We start from the raw sequence: 15,618 nt of genomic DNA, 5'->3' as shown, positions 1-15,618 counted from the left end.
CTGTTGCGGCAGTCAGTTCGACGTTGCAGCAGCCAGATTGTCCGCGACTTCCGCTTCCCAACTCTCGATGGAATGCGTGGTGTCGATCTCGAACTCGAAGCGGTCCGTCATATCCGGCGTCACATCTTCGACGTCGACATAGAACTGCTCGTACCAGCGGCGCTGCTGATACACCGGCCCGTCTTCCTCGGTGAGCAGCGGGTTGTCGATGCGGGCCTTGTGCTTCCAGATCTCGACGTCCTGTTCGAAGCCGGTCTGTACGCCTTCGATGAAAGTTCTTGCGAGGTCGGCGTTTTCCTCTTCGGTCAGGCCCGGGAGCTTCTTGACGATGGCACCGTACTGCAAAACGAACGAGTTCGGGCTGACCGGGTAATGCGAGTTGATCAGGATGGTATCGACGGTCATGCCGTTGGCCACGCTGCGCAGCCGGTCGATCATGTAGGAAGGCCCGAAATACGAAGCCTCTGAATAGAGGATGGACGTCGGGTCATGGAAGGTGCTGACAACCATGTCGTCCCGCGGCGTCGAATCCATCACCTGGGTGGCGACATGACCTTCGAAGATGTTCTTGAAGTTCCGGGGAAATGCGTAGTGCACGTAGAAGAAATGCGCCATGTCGACGTTGTTGTCGATGATCTCGCGGCAGTGCGAACCTTCGATCAACTGGATGTTCCAGCTCCAATCGGTCCAGGCGTCCGTGCCGTACCCCTCGATCTCGGGGATGTCGACTTCCGGCGGCGGGGTGCTGCCCTGCGGGTCATTCCACACGAACAGTTGTCCGTTGCGTTCGAGTGTCAGCCAGGAGCGGGTCCGCGCCAGCCGCGGCGTCCGTTTGGCGTAGGGCACCAATGTGCACTTGCCGTCTCCGCCCCAGCGCCAGTCGTGGAACGGGCACGCGATCGAGTCACCTTTGACAGTGCCGTACGCCAGGTTGCCGCCCATGTGCCGGCAGTACGCATCGAGCACGTTGAGCCGGCCCTGGCTGTCGGCGAACACCACCAATGACGTGCCGAACGCGTCGATCTGATGGGGCGCACCGTCGTTGAAGTCACGGATCAGGCCGAGGCAGTGCCAGCCGCGGGCGAACCTGGTCGGGTTCTCCCCCGCCTCGATCTGCCGGACGTCTGGCTGCTCCTGGTCCGTGACCGACATGCGTTCCTCCATCGTTGTTCTCACCGGGGTTCGATCAGGGCGGGCATCGGTGCGGTGAGCAGACCGACCACCATGGCGACGATGTTGTCCCTTGCCTCGGCCTCACTCAGGGCACCGCGGACCGCGTCGCGATGCTCCTCCACGTGACGTTCGTGGTCGGCGAGCAGCGTGTACATGACCGACGCCATCGCCGCCATGCGTTGGCGCCGAAGCGCTTCCGGTAGGTGATCGAGGGCCCGCAGCAGCCGGGTGGTGAGGATCCGGGTGGCCGGCCACTGCTCCGCCGTCAGGGTGAGCTCGGCCATGACCGGATGATTGCGCACGCGTTCGAGAAAACGGGCGTAGTGGCTCGATCCGTCGGAATACGGAGTATCGAACAGCGGCTCGACCAGGATGGCCACCAGGGCGGTGATGCTGTCGTCGGGCTCCCCGGCACTTTCGTGCTCGGCCAGCAGCGTCAGCCGCGCCTGCTCCAAGGGGGCCTGGCGATGACCGATGATGGCCTTTATCAAGCCATCTCGTGATCCGAAGTGATAGTGGACGGCCGAATTGTTCCGCTGCCCCGCAGCCACCGCGACGTCGCGCAGCGACACCTCGGGGCCGAATTCCGCGATCAGGCGTTCGCCGGCGAGAAGCAGCTGCGTGCGTGCATCGGTCCGACTCACAGGCCTCAGTGTAGTTCTTGCGCTTCAGATTGCAATCACCAACGCTTGACCAGTTAAGCGGTATCGCTTAGTTTGATTTGGTCGTCCAGTCGCACAGCCGGCTTCCCGGAAGGAATCCCATGACCGTCTCGTATGGACCGATCTGCCAAACCGCCTGGGTCACTGAAGACATCGAGGCAACCGAGCAGCTGCTGAGCAGGCAGTTCGGCGTCGGGTCATGGGTCCGGTTGCCCAACATCGAGTTCGGGCCGGAAACCTGCCGCCTCCACGGGGAGCCGGCGGATTTCACCGCCCACATCTCGATGTCCTACTCGGGCGACATGCAGCTGGAGCTGATCCAGCCGGTGCGCGGCGTCAGCATCTATACCGAATTCCTGCAGCGCAGCGGACCGGGCCTGCACCATGTGTGCTTCGAACCAGGTGATTTCGACGCGGCCGTGGCGTCGGCACAGGAACAGGGGCTGGCCATCGTGCAACAGGGTGAGATGTCCGGTGGATTGATGCGTTTCGCCTATATCGACGGAGCATCGGCCGGGGTGCCATACATCGAACTCGGCGAGTTCAGTCCCGAGATTCGGGCGATGTTCGAGCACATCAAGAAGACCGCGGCAGGTGCGTGATGATTCCGGAAACAGTTTCCGCACAAAGTATTTCGTCGTTCTCCGACGAGGTCGACGTACTCGTTGTCGGACTCGGCATGGCAGGCGGATGCGCGGCCGTCGAAGCAGCCGCCGCGGGCGCGCGTGTGCTCGTACTCGAGCGGGCCGCGGTGGCCGGCGGCACCACGGCGATGGCGGGCGGCCACTTCTATCTCGGCGGCGGCACCGCGGTACAGGAGGCCAGCGGCCACAACGACTCCGCCGGCGAGATGGCCGCCTATCTGACTGCCGTCTCGAAAGAGCCTGTGCCGGAACTGATCAACGCCTACTGCGGCGGCAGTGCCGAACATTTCCGGTGGCTGGAAGCTCTCGGATTCGAGTTCGAGCGCAGTTACTACCCGCACAAGGCCGTCATTCAGCCGGAGACGCAGGGCCTGATGTACACCGGCAATGAGCAGGTGTGGCCGTTCCGCGAGCAGGCGGTTCCGGCACCACGGGGCCACAAGGTCCCGGTACCCGGCGATACCGGCGGCGCGGGCATGGTCGTCAAGCTTCTCGTCGAGCGACTGGGCGAACTCCGCGTGGAAATCCGTTACGAGACAGGGGTGTCCGCCCTCGTCGTCGACGGCGACCGGGTCGTCGGCGCAACCTGGAAGCACTTCGGTGAGACGGGTGCAGTGCGGGCGAAGTCCGTCGTCCTGACCACCGGCGGCTTCGTGATGAACCGCGAGATGCTGGCGGCGCACGTGCCGCGACTGGCCGACGAGCGCGTCTTTGCCTTGGGCAGCACCTATGACGACGGCAGCGGTATCCGCATGGGTCAAGCTGTCGGTGCCGCAACCAAATACCTGGACCAGGCGTTCATGACAGCCCCGGTCTATCCGCCTGCCACACTCCTCACCGGTCTGATCGTGAACCGCAACGGGGACCGGTTCGTCGCCGAAGACTCTTATCACGCAAGAACTTCCGCCTTCGCCCTCGAGCAGCCCGACAGCGTCGCGTACCTCGTCGTCGATTCACGACATGTCGAGATGCCGACCATGCCGTTGGTTCAGTTGATCGACGGCTGGGAAGAGGTCGCCGAGATGGAAGCGGCCCTCGGTATCCCGGCCGGCCGGTTGCAGTCCTCGCTCGACCGGTACAACGCCTACGCGGCCCGCGGCGAGGACCCCGACTTCCACAAGGCGGCAACGTATCTGGAGCCACAGGACGTCGGACCGTGGGCGGCATTCGACCTGAGTCTGGGCAAGGCGTTCTACAGCGGCTTCACCCTCGGGGGCCTGGCGATCTCGGCCGACGGCGCGGTGCTACGCGACGACGGCAGCGCCGTTGCCGGGCTGTATGCCGCCGGCGCCTGTACGTCCACCATCGCGCAGGACGCCAAGGGGTACTCCAGCGGCACCCAGTTGGGCGCGGGTTCATTCTTCGGTCGGCGAGCGGGTCGCGCTGCCGCCCGAGCGGCAACCCGGGAGGAATGTCGGTAGCGTTGATCGGACAATGACCGGATCAGTCGACCTGCCCACCGTCATGCCCGCCGCGTTCATCGGGCATGGCAGTCCGATGAACGCCGTGGAACGCAACCGGTACACAGCCGCATGGACGGAATTCGGCCAGTCGGTGCCACGGCCCCGGGCGATCCTGGTGATCAGTGCGCACTGGTACATCAACGCCACCGCGGTCACCGCGATGGCGCAGCCCCGCACCATCCACGACTTCTACGGCTTCCCACAGGAGTTGTTCGGTGTGCAGTACCCGGCGCCGGGACTGCCCCAGCTGGCCGACGAGATCGCCGAGACCGTCAAACCCACCTGGGTCGGCGCTGACCGGGACAGCTGGGGCATCGACCACGGCACCTGGTCGGTATTGGTGCATGCCTTCCCGGATGCCTCGATCCCGGTGGTGCAGTTGTCGATCAACGCCGAGAAGCCGCTGGAGGAACACGTCGCGCTGGGCGCACAACTGGCCGAGTTGCGCAGCCGCGGCGTGCTGATCGTCGGCAGCGGCAACATCGTGCACAACCTGCGGGCCATGAACACACGGCTTCCCGACAGCGGATTCGATTGGGCCACAAGGTTTGACGATGCAGCGGCCGATCTGCTGACCGCCGCACCCGCGGACATTCTGCGCCTTCGGGAACATCCCGACTTCGCCGCCGCCGCACCGACACCGGACCACTTCATCCCGATGCTCTATTTCGCCGGGCTGTGCGCCGCCGCCGACACCCCTGCGCACGTGCTCGTCGACGGCTATACCTACGGGTCGCTGTCGATGACGTCGTACACCCTGACCTGACAGGCGCTCACGCTGTGCTGGTGGCGTCAACCTCTGTCGCACCAGCGGGTTTCAGCGCCTCGGCCGCCGTCGCGTACGCGTGGCGGTGGTTGAGGAACTGATGACGCGCATTTTCGCCGACCAGCGTCCGCACCTCGTTCATCAGGGCGCGCCTGCCTTGAGGTCTGCGTCGCAGGAGCCGCCCCGCCGAGCCGAACAACCGGCCCGGGCTCAGCACCTGCGACGGCTTCTCCCGGTGCGTGAAGAGATCGAGGAACCGCCCGATCTGCCCTTTGTCGTGCAGGTCCGCCACCATCTGCGGGAAGACGGCCGGCACTCGGCCCGCCTTGCCCAGATCGTTGGCGAACCAATAATGATCGGAGAATTCGTGATCGCGCCACCGGCCCCACATCGTCAGCGCCGCGTCCTGCACCTCCAGTGAACCGCCCAGCCCCGCCATGATTTTCGGCACCGCCGCGTCGACCTGTGCGAACGCGTCACCGATCCCCCGGCCCGGCGCCGGGTCCTTGAAATGGCCGGCGTCGCCGACCAACATCCACCCCGGCCCGCACGGGTCCCGGAAGAAACCGTTGTAGTGGACCATCCCGAACAACTTGCCGACCCGCTGAGCACCCTCAAGCGCCTCGGCCACCGGTTCACAACTGAGGGCGTGTTCCATGAAGCTGCGTTCGAGGTTGGCGCGGAATCGCGGGAGCTCGCTCAACTCGGGGATCACGATGACCTGATACAGCCCGTTGTCGGCTGCGGCGCTGATCACGAACTTGTCGGCCCACCGATGGAACACATTGGTCGGTTCCGCCGGCATGTTCGCGCCCTCGAAGAAAGCCCAGTACGCGAACCGTTGATTGGGCACGACGTTGTACTTCCGTGCCGCAACAAGATTGGCGACGGTCGAGTTACGACCGTCTGCGCCGACGACCAGCCGGGCACGCAGCTCGTCCTCCCGGCCGCGAGTCCGGACGCGCACGCCGGTGACCCGGCCGTCGTCCTGCACCAGGCCCGTGACATCGGCAGCCATTCGCACTTCAGCCCCCGCCTGCTCGGCGGCACCGACGAGGATCGGGTCGAGCAGGGTGCGCCGGACCGAGGCACTACCTCCGACATCGCCTGCGCGTTGTGGCCATTCGACATTGAATCGGAAGTCCTCGGCGCGGGAATTGGACCGCATCATGAACGGCGCACCGGTTGCGTGCAGCTGATCCGTCACGCCGAGCCGATCGAGGAAAGCCAACCCGTCGGCCTCGAAGATGTGGGTCGACAGGGTGTCTCGCGGAAATGTCGCGCGTTCGAGTACCGCAACGTTCACACCCTGCCGCGCCAGCATCGTGGCCAGCGGCGAGCCGGCACATCGAGCGCCGACGATGACGACATCAAATCCCTGGGCCAACATGGTTGCTCCCGAAGTTCGCACTGCGCCGAGGCAGGCCGCACCCGGCGCAGCTGGGGAAAGCGTACGCCGCACAATGCGCTACGTACAGCAATTCTTCAGGACTTTGCCATGCTTACAGCTCAAGGGTTTTCGTCGTCATTTAGCCAGCAACGTAAATCCCGCGGCGAGCCAGACCCCTTGCCCCACAGTAACTCTGGTGCCACGCGTGCGTGCTTCGGTCGTAGCGTCAAGGCCAACGAGGTCAAATACCCTGCCGCCCAACCACATAGCTGTCAGACCAAACCGGGTACCGGAGACGGCGACGCCGGCACGGGCGTTGACGTGGGTGCGGTCGACGGGACCGCGCTGGGCGGCTGCAGGCCATAGCCCGATTGCGGGTCGTACCCCGGCGGCGGGCCGGGCAGTGCGCCATACCCCGGCGGCGGACCCGGCAGCGCCCCGTACCCGGGCGTTGTCCGAGGAGAACCGGCGAGAAGCTTGGACACGATGAAGGCCGCGGCCTGATCGGTGTACGCAGGGACGTAACCCTGTGTATGACCGCTCCAGGAATTGCCCGCACCGGCGTGACAGATCGGGTCGGCAGGATTACACAGGTCGATCGCTTTGGGACTCAGCGGCGAATTCTGAGTTGGTGGCGCTCCGTCGGTACGGTCGGCCTGATTGCCGAACGTCGCAACGGCCGCGATGTTCTTCGTGTACTCGGGCGGCAGCGGGCTACCCCAGTTGATACCGGAGAAACCGGCCACAATGTTGACCACACTCGCGCCCTGCGAATAGCCGCCCAGAACGATCTTGGTGTTGGGACAGGCGGCCGCGGTGGATTTGATGTGTTCGATCGCATCCTTGGCGCCCTCACCACTGTGCCGCTGTGTGATGGTGGCCTTGTAGTCGACCGCGTACGACCGGATGATCAGGCCACTGGCCTGCTTACGCAGCGAGTCGACGAGGGCATCACCGACCCGGCCCATCCCCGCCGGCTCATCGGTCCCGCGCGCAAAGATGACTTCGGCGTCGGGGCAGTCGTCGGCAGCAGCCACCGGAGTCGCACCCGTGATGATGAGCGGGGCCGTGACGGTCAGCAGCACCGCAGCGCCGGCAACGCCGGAGCTACGGAGTTGGCGAATCAGCATCTACGCATCTTACCTGCATGCAGGAAAGTAAGACAAACGCCTGACCAGCAAATATCTGCCAATCAGCAATCGGCACCCTGCCCGCATACCTCGCTGCAGCGCGTTTCCGGCAAACCTCGTGCCCGGGATTCTGACCTCACGCAACGGAGCTCCGCAGGCGGCGACCGGTACACCCCGTCTTTTCTCTCCTCGATCTGGAACCGCGCCCGCCTGGCGCCGCTGAACAAATTCGCGCGCTGATTCTCGCTGCCCGAACGTTCCCTTTTCCTGTGATGAGAAATGAAGCCATCTCTCTATGCCGTTGCGGCGTCGCTGTACCTCGCTGAGTACACCCTCTATTCGAATTCCTCCGCGACCGTCCTCCTGAACGCGTCGATCGCGGACTTCTTCCATCTGTCCTACGGCCGTGCCGCGTACGTCGGCGTGGCTTTCCTGGCCGGTTTCTGCGCGACCCTGCTGCCGGCCGGCCTGCGGCTGCACCGCTGCCGGCCGATCACCACGTTCTACGTCAGTTCAGCAGCGCTCGCGGTACTCGGCATCGCCGCGAGCCTCAGCCCGTCGTTCTCTGTACTCGTCCTCGTCCGGTTCCTGCAGGGCGCTACGTCGGCCGTACTGGCACCGCAGTTGTTCCGGATCGCACGGCAGCAGTTCTATCCCGATCACCACACGGCCTTCCTGGGCACCTGGGGTCTGGTGGTGTCGGCATCGGCGCTGTGTTCGCCGTTGATCACCGCGGTACTCAACGACACGTGGGGCTGGCGAGCCTTCCCGTACGAGACGGTGCTGACCACGATCGTGTCGATTCCACTGCTGGCGTGGGGCGCACATGGCAGGGCACCTGAGCCCGACGCCACGGCCGAGAACTCGCGCCGGGGCGGGGGTTTGATCATCGGTGTCGGCCTGGCGCAGGTCGTCATCTTCCTCGCGATCGGGGCGACCAGCGAGCCGGCGACCAAGGTCCTGCTCAGCGCGCTGGCAACGGGGCTGGGCGTCGTGGTCATCGGCACCTGCCGATCGTCGGCGGGAGACGGAGGCCGGCGGCCAGTGCTGTACCGCAGCCTCCTCATCGTGTTCGTGGCCGGCATCGCGACCAACGTCTTCACCTTGGTGGTGATCTATGTCCTGCAACGGATGCAATCGTTCAGCTCCTACCGGGCCGCGCTCGTTCTGGTGCCCATGGCGGTGGTCGCGGGCCTGCTGCCGATTTCGAAGTTCGGCCGTCCCGGCGATGCCGCGAAGAACAGCCGGCTGGTGGGTTACGGCGCGGCGTGCCTGGCGCTGGCCGGTTGCTGGGTCGCGGTGACCGCCGACGAGGTGGGTCCGTTGCTGATCGGCGCCACGGTGATGGGCGGCGCCATGGGCTTCCTGTGGAGTTCACTGGCCACTAACGTACTGACGAATTCCGTTCGGGTCACGTTTGATTCGGCGGTGTACCACTACCTGCGGGCGTTGGGGGCGGCCATCGGGGTGTCGGTCGGCGCGACGGCAATCGGCGGCTTCGAGAGTCCGCACCGCCTGTTCGTCTTCGCCGGGGTGTTGATCGCCGTCGCCGGCCTCATTGCATCCGTCGCGGCACGGCCGGTCACTCGTGTAGAGGTCCGGCGGTGATGCGCGACATCGTTTTCGTCTGGCCGCCCGGGCAGCTCACCACGGACCCCCGACTGGCCTACAACGGAATCTCGAAAACCTATGTGCGACAGGTATTCGAGAGCCTCGTCGACGTCGACCCGGTCACCGCGCAGGTGCGGCCGTGGCTGGCGTCGGTCTGGTCGCGTCCCGATCCGCTCACGGTGGAATTGACCATTGCGCCCGGCCGGCGGTTCTCCGACGGCGTCCCGCTGACCGCCGACCTCGTCCGAAACAGCTTCTGCGACATCATGACTGATCTCGCGGCCAGCACTCCCCTGCCGTCGGCTGTTGCTGCGCTCGCCGGACTGTCCGCTGTCGAATCGCACGGCGATACCGTCGTGTTCCGGTTCGAGCGGCACAACGCCGCGTTCCTGCACAGCCTGGCCGGCGTGAACCTGGCGGTCAGCAAGCCGTCTGCCGGTGACGTGCGCCTGGGCACTGGGGCGTGGGTGCCGGTAGATACGGGATGCCTCACCAATGGCAGGCACCGCCTATTGTTCGGCGCGGGTTACGACGGACCGGCCGACGTGCGCGCCGGTGCCACAGCCGGCTTTCTCACCGCCGAAATCCACCACCCGGGAATCAGTTATGGCTTGTGCCCCAACGTCTCCCGCGGTCCGCTCGCCGATCCGCGAATCCGGCGCGCACTGTCGCTGCTGATCGATCGCGAGCGACTGCGCCCGATCCTGCAGTCGTGCGGCTACGCCGTGGCGAGCTCGGTGCTCACCCCGACCGCGCAGCACCACCTCGACTGCTCCGCGCAGCTTCGGCGCGATACTGCGACGGCACGGCGACTACTCGATTCGGCCGGCGCCGACGCGTTGCGGTTCGAGGTGGTGTTCAACAGCTCGTTCTCCCCGATCGACCGCGAACTGTTGTCGGCCGTTGCCGAACACTGGGCCGATCACGGCGTCGAGCTGGCACTCCGCGACGTCGACTTCGGCGAGCTCCGGTCGCGGCAGCAGGCGAGGACCTACGATTTCCGGTTCTTCTATTACACCGCAATCGATCCCGATGCGCTGCGCTATCAGTTCGCGATCGATCAACGCAACGCGATGTGTCGTACCGAACGCGAACACCTCGACGACCTGCTCGACGCGCAATTGCACTGCCCCGACCACACCGAGCGCCGAAAGCTGGTGCACGACATCCAGCGCCGGCTCATTCACGACGGGCTGTGGCTGCCGATCGGCAACGTGCGCACCGTCGTCAGCCACCGACCGGACACCGTGCCCCGACTCGCGCTCGACGCCGAGGGCCTGGCGCGCTTCCCCCATCTGTAGAAAGGCACACCGTGTCAGACCACACCACCGCACCCATCGTCATCGTCGGCGCAGGCCTGGGCGGGCTCGCCGCAGCAATTGCGTTCCACCACAATGGCCACCACGCCATCGTGGTGGACAAGACCCGTGAGCTCGGCGAGGTCGGCGGCCCGCTCGGCATCTCGCCACCGACGCTGCGACTGTTCAGCGAATGGGGCATGCTCGAGCAGTTCAACCAGATCTCCTCGGCGACGCGGTATTTCGAGACGCACGATCAGAGTGGTCACGTGGAATCCGTCACCGACTACGCGGCGATCCCGGAAATCGGTGCCGAACACGGCCGGTTCGGATACGCCGATACCGAGCTGTCACCACGCACCGTGCACCGGGCCGATCTGCATGCCTTGATGGTGGCGCATCTCGGCCGCGACCGAATTCGCCTGCGCCACCGCCTGACCGGGATCGCCGAGCACGACGAACACGTCGCGCTCACCTTCACCGACGAAACCGTCCTGCGCGCTCCGTTGGTGATCGGCGCCGACGGGCTGCGGTCCACCGTGCGTGGGCTTTTCAGCGATGACTCGATCCACTACTGCGGTTCGGTGATCTTCCGCGCCGTCAGCCCCGTCAACTGTCTCGGTACCCGCCCGAACGACCGGTTACGCTCGTGGCATTCGGCCGACTACGCCAAACACGTCATCGCAATGCCGGTGCGCGCGGGCCGGCAGGTAGCGGTCGACGCCACCCTCGGCATCGATGAACCACCACTGCACCTGTGGTCGGCGCGCGCGGACCTGGCAGCGTTGGCGAGGCAATTCGACGGTTTCGAACCCGTTGTGGGCGAGCTGATCCGCGGCGCCACCGGTCCGGTGTACATGCACCCCGTCTACGACCGCGACCCCGTCGACCGCTGGACCACCGCCCGCGTCGCGCTGCTCGGTGATGCCGCGCATCCGATGACGCCGTTCGGCGGGCAGGGCGCCAATCAGGCGATCCAGGACGGCGCTGAGCTCGCACGTCAGCTGACCGATGCGCAGGACGGTGATGTCGCCGCGGCACTCCAGCGCTACCAGGCCGTCCGGATCGAGCAGACGGCGGAGATTCAGCGGTCAGCGCGGCAGCTCGCCTCCCGGCGGGCCAGAGTCGCACTTCGGCTATCCGACGTCTTGTTGACCAGCTGATGGCCGATGTTGTTACGGCGCAGCCGAACTATGAGGCAGCAATGCCAGCACATAGATCGCCACCACCGCCGGTGGCGCGAGCAGCGGCAACCACGGCACGTCCAGATTGACCGCGGTGGCGATCACCCCGGCGAGCGTAAAGCCGAGCATGGCAATCAATGTCGGCCTGGTCGTCGTAACCACGCCGGCTCCCGCCGCATGCCGCAACAGCAGATATGTGGCCGCAGATAGACCCGACAATGCCGCGACCAACGCAGGCGAGTCGGATACCGCCAATGCCACGATCGTGAGCAGCACGGCCCCCGTCGCTGCCGCCCGAAACACCAGCCCGGCAACCACCGCCGTCACTGCCAGTACCGAAACGACGACGGCCACACCATGGGCCTGAACACCGGCCACCACGACCATGAGGAGGCCGAAGCCGGTCGAAAGTGTCAGGGCACCAGGCTGATCCAGCCGGGTTGTCATCTCGGTCGTCATCGCGTCACCGTCCCGCCGGCCCGACGGCGCACCGGCATCAACCGCAGCGCCTGGTCGAGGGTCGCGGTCGACGGCCACGGCACGACGTCGACACCGACGATCCCCATGTCGCGGTACATCGCGTGGCGCTGCAACGCCCACATGCGGGACAGTGTCGAGTCCTGCTCGGCCTCGAACGGGGATCCTTCCAGAACATCGACCGCGACGACGGTGTGCCGGCGGTTCCGCAGTTCGGTGAGCGCCAGCGCGAAGGCGGTGTCGAGCAACGTCGAGAACGCGAACACGATCGCGCCCGGCGGCACGGCCACACGCGGCGCCAATGTGCCTGTGCTGATTTCGTATTCGCTGCCCACAGACAAGGCGGCATCGAGCACGCGGTAGAACTGGCGCTGGCCGATGTCCGCACCGATCCACCGCGGCCGAGCGCCACCGAGCGCGACGATGCCGGCGCGGTCACCGTTCCGCAGCGCGCTCTGCACCACCTGCGCGGCGCCCAGCACGACCCGCTCCATCGCGGCGGAGGCCGGGCCGAATGGCTGCAGGCTGGTGTCGATGAGCACGATCACGTCGGCGGCCCGGTGGGTCAACCGTTCGGTGACATGAAGCCGGCCCCGGCGGGCGCTCACCGGCCAGTTGATGGTGCGCAACTGGTCACCGGGAAGGTAGGCACGGACGTCCGCGTATTCGACGCCCGGTCCGACGTGACAGGTGAGGTGTGTGCCGAGCCGGTCGGGCAGTTCGATGCGCGGTATCGGCGTCGATTGCGGCGGGGCAACGGGAAAAACGAAGACTTCGGCGGGTTCGACGGTGCCGGTCCCGGCCAGCAGTCCCCCGCCCGCCACCGCGTCGACCCGGGCCGTGATCGGATACCTGCCCCAGCGCTCGGCGCGCACCGCGACGGTCTTCAACGATGCGGCGCTGCCCTCGAGAGCGTCGACCTCCATTCCCGATTCGACGGACACCGTCACCTCGGCCGCGACAGTCGGAGCGTCCGTCGTCACCCATACCCTCAGCTGAGTCTCGTCGGTCTCGAAGCACCGGGTCAGCCCGGGCCGCCCGTGTACGTGAACCTTGGCGGACGGGCGCTGCCAGCTGATCGAGCACAGCACACCGAGCAGGGGCGCGGCGAAGGCGACGAGCTGCCACCGACCGAGCACGGCCGCGGCGAGGGCGACGCCGGCACAGCTGGCGATGGCCTTCGTGAGTGACGAGGCACGCCAGCGTAACTCGACTTCGCGTGGTTCGGTCAGAGTCACGACGGCCCACCACGGGTCCGTGGTACGGGCAAGCGTTGCAGCAACTGTTCCACGATGTCGCTGCCGTGGACGCTGCGCACCCACATCTCCGGCTTGAGACTGATCCGGTGGGAAATCACCGGGATGGCAAGCGCTTTGACATCCTCGGGGATCACGTAGTCCCGACCGAACAGCAGGGCACGCGCCCGCGCCAGTTGAACCAGATCGAGTTCGGCCCGCGGGCTGGCTCCGACGACCACCTGCGGGTGGCTGCGACTGGCCGCCGCCAGCGACACCACGTAGTGCAGGACATCGTCGTGCACCGTCACCTGCTCGACCGACTCGCGCATGGCGAGCAGATCGTGAGCATCGACAATCTGATTCACTGTCGGTTCGGCCGAACCGCGTTCGAGACGGCGGCGCAGCATCACCGTTTCGTCGGCACCTGACAGGTACTTCAGTTCGACCCTGACCGCGAACCTGTCGAGCTGGGCCTCGGGCAACGGATAGGTGCCCTCGTATTCGATGGGGTTGTCCGTGGCGAGAACGATGAATGGTGCCGGCAGCCGGTGAGTTTCTCCGTCGATGCTCACCTGACTTTCGGCCATGGCCTCCAGCAGTGCCGCCTGGGTCTTGGGTGGCGTCCGGTTGATCTCGTCGCCCAGCAGCAGATTGGTGAAGATCGGTCCGCGCCGGAACTCGAACCGGCCGGACTGCATGTCGTAGATGGTCGAGCCGAGCAGGTCGGCGGGCAGCAGGTCCGGGGTGAACTGCACACGGGTGAAAGACAAGCCCAATGCTCGGGCAAAAGACTTGGCTATCAACGTCTTCCCCAGTCCTGGGAGGTCCTCGATGAGCACGTGGCCACCCCCGAGCACGGCGGTCAGGATAAGCGTCAGTGCGGCACGCTTGCCCACCACCACTCGCTCGATCTCGTCGAGCACCGCCTCGGAATGAGCTGTCGTCAGCTCTGCCGGCATGGTCATGCGCGATCCGCCTTCGGCTTCTCGCTGGTCGTCATAGCCGCTCCAATCGGTGCAGGATTTCATCGAGCGTGGCCCGGCCCGGCCCGGGCTCGTCACGGCTGGACCGACGGACGTCGTGCGGATCCACCCACTGCCACAACCGATCCCCGAACACCATCCGGCCGGTGGCCTGCATCGCGGCCGGGTCCCTGGCCTGCTGTGGGCCGGTGGCCATGAAGAACTCCCGCGCCAACGTGGGGCGCAGGTGATGATCCCAATCGCCGCGCGTCGTCTCCGACCACTGGATCAGCGTTTCGGTCCGAACGATCCAGTCCCGCAACGATACTTCCGCGTCGTTCACGGCCGGCTCGACGAATCTCGGTCCGCGGTCGACCAACCGGCGCCGGACAGCCAACAGCACGAGCACCGCCGCCACCGCGGACACCCACCCCACGGCGCGGCGATCGCCGAGGAGCAGGGCGAGCAGTTCGGCTCCTATCACCAACGTAACCCCGACGATCACAAGCCTTTTCATGTCAGGCTCCGCAACTCGTCGAGCACCCGGAGCAGCGCCCCGGCGGCGATCTCTCGATGGTGCTCGGTCATGACGTGCGGGCTGAAACGCGCCTCAGCGAACAAGGCGACCAGCTCGGTCGCGCTACCCGCGTGCAGCGCATGGTGTTCGACGGCCCGGGCGAGTACTTCAGACGGCGTGTCCGAGTCCTGCGGCGCGGCACCGGGTGCGTCCGCCAGAGCCCGCTCCATCGCGGCGTAGCAGGCGATGATCGACTCGCGTGGACCGCGGCTGCGGTCGCCGATCTCGGCAAGACCGAATTCCGCCGCGCGCGTGAGGGATTCCGGGGTGGACTCCCCGACCATCGGTTCCGGGCCGTCAGCGACCGGCAGCAGTGCGCCGGGAGCGCGCCGGCTCCTGCGGACCATGGCACCACCGACGGCCCACAGCAGCAGCATCATCAAGGTGGCGGCAAGCAGGTAACCGAAGACGCTGGACTCCTGTTGCCGCGGCGCTGCCGGCGGCTGTGTCGGTGCCGGTGCCGGCGGCGGCGATGGCACCGCGCTGATCGGCGCTCTGTTCTGCGGGGGTTCCGGGAAAGGCAGAGCAGGCAGTTGCAGCAGCTGCAGATGTGAGAACACGAGGAGGATCGCGAACAAGGCCAGGAAGGCGCCGACGCTGATCAGCAGCAGACGGCGGACGGACTGCCATTTGAGCTTGCCTTCGAACGATCCCGGCACCTGGAAGGCCGCCGACGCGCCGGCCGTCCTGGGACGCCGGAGCGATGCGATGAAGGCGATCGCGACGATGAGGACCGAGACGACGAGCACGGTGTCGATGCCCACCTGGCTCGCGGTGCTGGTTGCCGGCTTGTCGGAGTGTGGGTGATCGCTGCCGGGCAGGTACCCGCGCAGCGCCAGGGACACGACGAACAGCATCGCGATCAGCGCGACCACACGCCCCAACGCCCTGTCGCCACGGTTCATCGGTACACCGCCCGATCGTTTGCCCTGTCTCTATCGTGGCACGTCATCCGCATCGAGACTGCCGAACAGTGACTCGTTGCCCGATCCGAACGCTTTCGCACACGAGGCCTCACACCCGGCGTTCCTGCCTGGCCGACC

General features: G+C 66.1%; 15 protein-coding genes. 6 read left to right on the top strand and 9 right to left on the bottom strand.

Translation table 11 applies throughout. The features are described 5' to 3' along the window. Window positions 1–12: 12 nt before the first annotated feature. Both ACJH6H_RS02335 and ACJH6H_RS02330 read right to left on the bottom strand, forming a co-directional pair. Entirely contained in the window at window positions 13–1,152 is a 1,140-nt protein-coding gene (locus ACJH6H_RS02335; protein WP_406774158.1) for a Rieske 2Fe-2S domain-containing protein, read from the bottom strand. 20 nt (window positions 1,153–1,172) lie between these two features. After that, complete coding sequence (locus tag ACJH6H_RS02330) at window positions 1,173–1,817, bottom strand: TetR family transcriptional regulator (RefSeq protein WP_061005974.1); 645 nt, start codon at window positions 1,815–1,817, stop codon at window positions 1,173–1,175. 119 nt (window positions 1,818–1,936) lie between these two features. On the opposite strand from ACJH6H_RS02330, the gene ACJH6H_RS02325 reads away from it, so the two are divergent. Genes ACJH6H_RS02325 through ygiD form a run of 3 tightly spaced genes read left to right on the top strand, consistent with a single transcriptional unit; the run spans window position 1,937 to window position 4,708 of the window. After that, the gene (locus ACJH6H_RS02325; RefSeq protein ID WP_061005976.1) at window positions 1,937–2,437 is read left to right on the top strand and encodes a VOC family protein; all 501 of its coding nucleotides are present in this window, start codon (window positions 1,937–1,939) and stop codon (window positions 2,435–2,437) included. Further along, window positions 2,437–3,900 (top strand): FAD-binding protein, encoded by a 1,464-nt coding sequence (locus tag ACJH6H_RS02320; protein ID WP_138250004.1) that lies wholly within the window; start codon window positions 2,437–2,439, stop codon window positions 3,898–3,900. The genes ACJH6H_RS02325 and ACJH6H_RS02320 overlap by 1 nt, the downstream gene beginning before the upstream one ends. A gap of 13 nt (window positions 3,901–3,913) precedes the next feature. Continuing rightward, window positions 3,914–4,708, top strand: coding sequence for a 4,5-DOPA dioxygenase extradiol (gene ygiD, locus ACJH6H_RS02315; protein ID WP_138250005.1), 795 nt, complete (start codon window positions 3,914–3,916; stop codon window positions 4,706–4,708). 7 nt (window positions 4,709–4,715) lie between these two features. Here ygiD and ACJH6H_RS02310 read toward each other — a convergent pair whose 3' ends face one another. Both ACJH6H_RS02310 and ACJH6H_RS02305 read right to left on the bottom strand, forming a co-directional pair. After that, window positions 4,716–6,098 (bottom strand): NAD(P)/FAD-dependent oxidoreductase, encoded by a 1,383-nt coding sequence (locus ACJH6H_RS02310; RefSeq protein ID WP_061006936.1) that lies wholly within the window; start codon window positions 6,096–6,098, stop codon window positions 4,716–4,718. A gap of 272 nt (window positions 6,099–6,370) precedes the next feature. After that, complete coding sequence (locus tag ACJH6H_RS02305; RefSeq protein WP_064860799.1) at window positions 6,371–7,228, bottom strand: cutinase family protein; 858 nt, start codon at window positions 7,226–7,228, stop codon at window positions 6,371–6,373. Window positions 7,229–7,507: 279 nt separating this feature from the next. Between ACJH6H_RS02305 and ACJH6H_RS02300 the strand changes: the two genes are divergently transcribed. The 3 genes from ACJH6H_RS02300 to ACJH6H_RS02290 are packed head-to-tail and all read left to right on the top strand — an operon-like array spanning window position 7,508 to window position 11,300. Then, window positions 7,508–8,836 carry an MFS transporter gene (locus tag ACJH6H_RS02300; RefSeq protein WP_061004373.1) on the top strand — a complete coding sequence of 443 codons (1,329 nt, stop codon included), beginning with the start codon at window positions 7,508–7,510 and terminating at the stop codon, window positions 8,834–8,836. Beyond that, complete coding sequence (locus ACJH6H_RS02295; protein WP_061004366.1) at window positions 8,836–10,140, top strand: ABC transporter substrate-binding protein; 1,305 nt, start codon at window positions 8,836–8,838, stop codon at window positions 10,138–10,140. The genes ACJH6H_RS02300 and ACJH6H_RS02295 overlap by 1 nt, the downstream gene beginning before the upstream one ends. 11 nt (window positions 10,141–10,151) lie before the next feature. Then, window positions 10,152–11,300: an NAD(P)/FAD-dependent oxidoreductase gene (locus tag ACJH6H_RS02290; RefSeq protein WP_061004364.1), complete on the top strand. Its 1,149-nt coding sequence runs from the start codon at window positions 10,152–10,154 to the stop codon at window positions 11,298–11,300. A 12-nt stretch (window positions 11,301–11,312) separates the two neighbouring features. Here ACJH6H_RS02290 and ACJH6H_RS02285 read toward each other — a convergent pair whose 3' ends face one another. From ACJH6H_RS02285 to ACJH6H_RS02265, 5 genes are read right to left on the bottom strand one after another with little or no spacing between them, the layout of a single operon-like run. Beyond that, a complete protein-coding gene (locus tag ACJH6H_RS02285) occupies window positions 11,313–11,780 on the bottom strand; it encodes a hypothetical protein (RefSeq protein WP_082761804.1) in 468 nt (155 codons plus the stop codon). Beyond that, window positions 11,777–13,030 (bottom strand): DUF58 domain-containing protein, encoded by a 1,254-nt coding sequence (locus tag ACJH6H_RS02280; RefSeq protein WP_061004380.1) that lies wholly within the window; start codon window positions 13,028–13,030, stop codon window positions 11,777–11,779. The genes ACJH6H_RS02285 and ACJH6H_RS02280 overlap by 4 nt, the downstream gene beginning before the upstream one ends. 2 nt (window positions 13,031–13,032) lie before the next feature. After that, window positions 13,033–14,001: a MoxR family ATPase gene (locus ACJH6H_RS02275; RefSeq protein ID WP_061004359.1), complete on the bottom strand. Its 969-nt coding sequence runs from the start codon at window positions 13,999–14,001 to the stop codon at window positions 13,033–13,035. Between the two features lie 31 nt (window positions 14,002–14,032). Next, the gene (locus ACJH6H_RS02270) at window positions 14,033–14,515 is read right to left on the bottom strand and encodes a hypothetical protein (protein ID WP_061004357.1); all 483 of its coding nucleotides are present in this window, start codon (window positions 14,513–14,515) and stop codon (window positions 14,033–14,035) included. After that, window positions 14,512–15,480: a DUF4129 domain-containing protein gene (locus ACJH6H_RS02265; RefSeq protein WP_082761805.1), complete on the bottom strand. Its 969-nt coding sequence runs from the start codon at window positions 15,478–15,480 to the stop codon at window positions 14,512–14,514. The genes ACJH6H_RS02270 and ACJH6H_RS02265 overlap by 4 nt, the downstream gene beginning before the upstream one ends. Window positions 15,481–15,618: the final 138 nt, after the last annotated feature.

The organism is Mycobacterium sp. SMC-21, assembly GCF_045310825.1.
GTDB lineage: Bacteria > Actinomycetota > Actinomycetes > Mycobacteriales > Mycobacteriaceae > Mycobacterium.
The sequence above is the reverse complement of the archived record's forward strand: the minus strand, read 5'-3'. Positions and strand labels throughout refer to the sequence as shown.

Coding starts and splice junctions, on each gene's coding strand:
- ACJH6H_RS02300 (WP_061004373.1), top strand. CDS start 7,508: ATGAAGCCATCTCTCTATGCCGTTGCGGCGTCGCTGTACCTCGCTGAG.
- ACJH6H_RS02325 (WP_061005976.1), top strand. CDS start 1,937: ATGACCGTCTCGTATGGACCGATCTGCCAAACCGCCTGGGTCACTGAA.
- ACJH6H_RS02285 (WP_082761804.1), bottom strand. CDS start 11,780: ATGACGACCGAGATGACAACCCGGCTGGATCAGCCTGGTGCCCTGACA.
- ygiD (WP_138250005.1), top strand. CDS start 3,914: ATGACCGGATCAGTCGACCTGCCCACCGTCATGCCCGCCGCGTTCATC.
- ACJH6H_RS02265 (WP_082761805.1), bottom strand. CDS start 15,480: ATGAACCGTGGCGACAGGGCGTTGGGGCGTGTGGTCGCGCTGATCGCG.
- ACJH6H_RS02320 (WP_138250004.1), top strand. CDS start 2,437: ATGATTCCGGAAACAGTTTCCGCACAAAGTATTTCGTCGTTCTCCGAC.
- ACJH6H_RS02335 (WP_406774158.1), bottom strand. CDS start 1,152: ATGTCGGTCACGGACCAGGAGCAGCCAGACGTCCGGCAGATCGAGGCG.
- ACJH6H_RS02310 (WP_061006936.1), bottom strand. CDS start 6,098: ATGTTGGCCCAGGGATTTGATGTCGTCATCGTCGGCGCTCGATGTGCC.
- ACJH6H_RS02275 (WP_061004359.1), bottom strand. CDS start 14,001: ATGACCATGCCGGCAGAGCTGACGACAGCTCATTCCGAGGCGGTGCTC.
- ACJH6H_RS02295 (WP_061004366.1), top strand. CDS start 8,836: ATGCGCGACATCGTTTTCGTCTGGCCGCCCGGGCAGCTCACCACGGAC.
- ACJH6H_RS02270 (WP_061004357.1), bottom strand. CDS start 14,515: ATGAAAAGGCTTGTGATCGTCGGGGTTACGTTGGTGATAGGAGCCGAA.
- ACJH6H_RS02305 (WP_064860799.1), bottom strand. CDS start 7,228: ATGCTGATTCGCCAACTCCGTAGCTCCGGCGTTGCCGGCGCTGCGGTG.